Below are 4,381 nucleotides of genomic sequence, written 5' to 3' on the forward strand. Positions count from 1 at the left end.
ATCGCCGCCGCAGCCCTCGTCCTGCTCCAGCTCGAATACGACCGCACCATCTGAACGATCACACACAGGCATGATCGCTTACCGGGAAAGGCTCATTGGCTGGAGACCGGCCTGCCGATGTGCGCAGCCCTGGCCGACCTACTGGAAAGGAAGCCGTGAGCAACCACGAACAGCTCCTCCGTCAGCTCATCGAAAGCATGACCGCCAGTGGCTCCCTGCGCACACAACCGTGGAAGGACGCCGCCGCGGCAGTACCCAGGCACGGGTTCCTCCGCAAAGGGTTCTTCCGCGTGGTGCCCGGCTCATCGCCTACCGCCTGGACCCCTGTCCTGGAGCACGGGGACGGCTGGCTCGAGGCCTGCTACGCCGACGAATCCCTGGGGACGCAGATCGCGGGCACGATCAAGCCGACGGACATCCGCGGCGAGATCATGCGGGAACCGACCAGCTCGAGCACGCTCCCCTCACTCGTGCTGCGCATGCTCGAGGACCTCCAGGTGGAGCCGGACATGAACGTGCTGGAGATCGGAACCGGCACCGCCTACTCGGCTGCGGTGCTCTGATCCATCGCGTACTGCCGCCGATACCGGCCGAGAGCGGGTGGGGGCTTAGTGATCGTATAACCGGACTGCGAGTGGGGTAGGACGGATGCCGGGTGTCTTCTCCTTGGAAGGCCCCCGTCTCACCCAGCTGAGGCATCCCAGCGAGAGCGAAGGACGGCAGTATGGCCAGCGGCACTGTGAAGTGGTTCAACGCCGAGAAGGGCTTCGGTTTCATCGCCCAGGACGGCGGACCGGACGTCTTCGCGCACTACTCCAACATCACGGGCAACGGATACCGGGAACTGGTTGAGGGAGAAACGGTCACCTTCGACGTCACCCAGGGCCAGAAGGGCCCCCAGGCGGAGAACATCGTCCGCGGCGGCTGACGCCCGAGGCGAGTCCCGCATGATCCACCATGTACAGTGGCATCACCGACGCGGGGTGGAGCAGCTCGGTAGCTCGCTGGGCTCATAACCCAGAGGTCGCAGGTTCAAATCCTGTCCCCGCTACCAGAAGAAGGGGCCCGCAAGCGCGGGCCCCTTCTGCGTCGCCCCGCTCGCCGCACCTTCGCCCCGACCGTCCACCTGCTGGAGCTCTTCCTGCACCGCGCAGGCCCGCGACCCACTGCCCGCCAGACCATCCGTGTCGGCGGTGACACCGTCAGGATCGGCGTCTGGCTCGCTGAAGCACGTATGAAACGCCCGTCAGGCGATTCCCCGACGATCATGTACGCTCAGCCCTCTTCAACGGGAACCGGACGGAGGATGCACCTGCCGCCGCTGTCGCCCCCTCCCGTGGTAACATCTGTTACCATGCTGGTATGGCGAAGACACAGCTGGGCGCGCGCGTGGATGAAGACGTCGCAGAACTCGCAAAGAAACGCGCCGCCGACCTCGGACTGAGCATCGGCGACTACCTCGCCCGTCTCGTGCAGGATGACGCCAGCGGCCTGCGCGCCCGCGCGGTCGACGCAGCCGCCCGCTTCCTGGCCGAACATCAGAGCGTCTTCGACGAAGCCGAGGACGCCCAGCAGCCACCGCGGGGAGCACGCGCCGCCTGATGGATCTGAACATCGACGTGCCCTGGATCCTGCAGGTTGCCGAGGTGGCCGGAGCAAACGATCCGGCACCTGACGACTACGGCGTTCCCATCTCGGCGGTGGCCCGCCACCGCGCCGCACTGTTCGAGCAGGCCGTCTACGACGGCCCCTACGCCAAGGCCGCCGCCCTGGTGCACACGCTGGGCCGCTGCCGCTGGCTGGAGCGGTCCAACCTCGCCGTCGCCGCCGCATCCGGCGTCATGTACCTCGAGGCCGCCGGAATCACAGTCAAACCCGGTCGCGAGGACGCCATCGCCCTCAAAGACTTGCTCCTGGATCCGGCCTGCACGGCCGGGAAGATCGCCGCCCTGCTGCGGGCCTGGCCCACCACCACCTGAAACGACTCGCTGGCCCGCCCCGCACACTGGGGCGGGCCTCGCTGCGGCAGGACACCAACCACGAGGGGGGAAGCGTAGATGGATGTGGGCTCGGTGCTCAGCGGCATAGGCCGGGTGGCGGCCGGGGTGGGCGGGTTCCTGTGGCGGGCGATGACCGCGCCGCGCGCTCGCCGCACACACCACCGGATCGTCCGCGACCACATCGCCCGGTACGGCCAGCGGTCGGCGCAGCGCCTGTTCACCAGGGAGCTTGTCGCGACATGAGCGGCGGCGAGATGCCCGGCAGTGAGAGAACTGCGGCCGCGTGATCCACCTTCGGCGCCCGCTGCGCCCGGATCGCCGCGGAGAACGACCATGAGCTGCCCAGCCTCGGTGCCGGCGAGCACAGCTCGGTCCTCGAGAACCGGCTGAGCGAGCAGGCCGCTATCGAGGCGGAAGACTTCGTGTGGCGACGCGGGCAGGCCGCGGAACAGGCCCGCCGCGATGCAGCACGTGCGGCTGTAAGGAGCGGGCGGAGCACGAGCGCCAGGTCGTGGCACACCGGTCGGCCGGGCTGCGCGAGGTTTGCGGCTGCCGGCGCCGACCGTGGCCGTGATCGTTGAGGCTGGACCGGTCGCGGCCACCTGGGCGGCCGACCTGACCGACCCGGGCGACATCGCCGCCGTCACCACCCACGTCCGCGCGACGCTGGAGCCGACATCGACACCGCGCTGAAGCGGTTCCGGAACGGATGGAGCCGGGCGAGCTACCCTTATCTGCGCCGGCCAGGCCACGACGGCGACATCCACCCCGACATCACTGTCATCGACGTGTACCTGCTGTTCTCCACGGCGCCCACCGATCAGTCACCCACGGCCCGCGCCCGCTGGCTCGCTCTTGTCGCGCCCGGGCTGACCATCGGGACCGGGCAAGCAGGGAACTGACACGACGAGACTCGGACCTCAGGCCAGACGGTGTTGTCGCTTCCCACGAACATCGCGAACACGGCCGTGCCAGGATGCTGTCCAATGTCACGTACATCCGCTGTCACAGTCGCAGAGCCACCAAGTACGACCACCTCATTTCGCTTCAGCTCGGAGGCGACCCGAACGACTACCGCAACCTCTGGCTGGAACCGGCCGTCCCCCACAGCATGGCTCGGTGAGCAACCTGAAGGATTCGGTGCAGATGAAGCTGCACACTGCGGTCTGTTCCGGGAAAGCGACCCCTTCAGGCGGCGCAGCCGGCCATGGCCAACGACCGGACCGCGGGGCTCAGTCGGCTGAGGCGAGGGTTTCCGGCGGCAATGCCGTTTCCGGTTCGGATCACGTTCCCGTCGGAGCCTGCCAAGGCAGATCACCGCGGCAGGCGCACGCGGATGGTCTTGCCCCGTCCGGGGCCGGCCGGGGGCGATCGTCACCTTGTTGGTAAGTCGGCGGACCATCTGCCATCCGAACCCGCCGGCGCCCCCGTTGAGGTCGGGGCCACGCTCCCGCAAAGGTGCAGGACTGAGGTCGCTGACGGCGACGTTCAGCGCATCGTCGGTGGCCACGAGTTCGAGGGTGTACCGGTCGCCGCCGCGGCGCAGGGCGTTGGTGGTGAGCTCGGAGACCACGAGGGGAAGGGTCTGGCCGTCCCCGCGGCCGGAGCCGGTTCGAGACCCTCGGCGAAGGCGCTGGCGACGTCACGAGCATGAGCGATTCCGGCGGGGCCGTCACCCTCACCAACCACAGGTGCCTGGTGGCCTGCGTGTGCGCCGTCTGCGTGTCGGACCCGCGCTGCCACCGCGCCCTGGATCGGTTGTGTCGCCGGGTACAGCGTGGGCCCGCCGAGCAGGGATTCACCCCAGTAGATCACTCTTTGAGGTGTACCTACGGCAGAATTGCATGCATCGTCTCTGAGTAAAATCTGTTGCGGTCACAGTAGACATTGCCCCGTCGCAGGGTTACCGTTTCTGTTGTACTCAAGAGGTCGATGAGGCACGGCAGACATGAACTGCCGGCATGCAGGCCAAGCAGGACGCGGCCCTCAGGAGCCGCGAGCAGTACCCGAAGTATCCAGCAGTACAACCGAGTAACCGAAGGTAAGGAGCAGGACGCCATCAGGATCGCCCGGGCGAGGAAGAAGTCCGCCCGGGTACCGCAGGCCCCGGATTGGAAGGTGGTCCCCGGTCACGCATACGCGATCCCCGCAGCCCCGCCCTCCCAGGCGGAGGCTGCGGACAAAGAGGGCCGGCACGGTGTGCCGGTAGATGGTGTTGAAAGCTCGGGGCCCGGGTGCCGGTACGGCCCCCGGGCCCCCCGCCGCGGGCCGCCCCGGGGGGGGGCCCCCTCGCCGTACAACTCTCCCGTGCCGCCGTGTGTCTCCTGTGTGTACGCGATCAAGGAGACACATGCGCACGTACAGAAGGCTCGCCGTGGCGA

The 4,381-nt window shown here is 68.0% G+C and carries 6 protein-coding genes and 1 tRNA gene; all 7 read left to right on the forward strand.

Annotated elements, in window-relative coordinates; genetic code table 11:
• The first annotated feature begins 155 nt into the window (after nt 1-155).
• The 7 genes from ACIBJF_RS52325 (at nt 156) to ACIBJF_RS52355 (ending at nt 2,693) form a co-directional block, all read left to right on the forward strand.
• The gene (locus tag ACIBJF_RS52325; protein ID WP_399184946.1) at nt 156-563 is read left to right on the forward strand and encodes a hypothetical protein; all 408 of its coding nucleotides are present in this window, start codon (nt 156-158) and stop codon (nt 561-563) included.
• 161 nt (nt 564-724) lie between these two features.
• Nucleotides 725-928 carry a cold-shock protein gene (locus ACIBJF_RS52330; RefSeq protein WP_356317676.1) on the forward strand — a complete coding sequence of 68 codons (204 nt, stop codon included), beginning with the start codon at nt 725-727 and terminating at the stop codon, nt 926-928.
• A gap of 49 nt (nt 929-977) precedes the next feature.
• Nucleotides 978-1,054 (forward strand) — tRNA-Met (locus ACIBJF_RS52335).
• A 308-nt stretch (nt 1,055-1,362) separates the two neighbouring features.
• Nucleotides 1,363-1,602, forward strand: a complete 240-nt coding sequence (locus tag ACIBJF_RS52340) for a hypothetical protein (RefSeq protein WP_399184948.1) — start codon at nt 1,363-1,365, stop codon at nt 1,600-1,602.
• Nucleotides 1,602-1,979, forward strand: coding sequence for a fic family toxin-antitoxin system, toxin component (locus ACIBJF_RS52345; protein WP_399184949.1), 378 nt, complete (start codon nt 1,602-1,604; stop codon nt 1,977-1,979). The genes ACIBJF_RS52340 and ACIBJF_RS52345 overlap by 1 nt, the downstream gene beginning before the upstream one ends.
• Before the next feature lie 78 nt (nt 1,980-2,057).
• On the forward strand, nt 2,058-2,243 hold the full coding sequence (locus tag ACIBJF_RS52350) for a hypothetical protein (protein WP_399184950.1): 186 nt from the start codon (nt 2,058-2,060) through the stop codon (nt 2,241-2,243).
• Between the two features lie 327 nt (nt 2,244-2,570).
• The gene (locus tag ACIBJF_RS52355) at nt 2,571-2,693 is read left to right on the forward strand and encodes a hypothetical protein (protein WP_399184951.1); all 123 of its coding nucleotides are present in this window, start codon (nt 2,571-2,573) and stop codon (nt 2,691-2,693) included.
• Nucleotides 2,694-4,381 lie beyond the last annotated feature (1,688 nt).

The organism is Streptomyces sp. NPDC050743 (genome assembly GCF_044456925.1).
Taxonomy (GTDB): domain Bacteria; phylum Actinomycetota; class Actinomycetes; order Streptomycetales; family Streptomycetaceae; genus Streptomyces.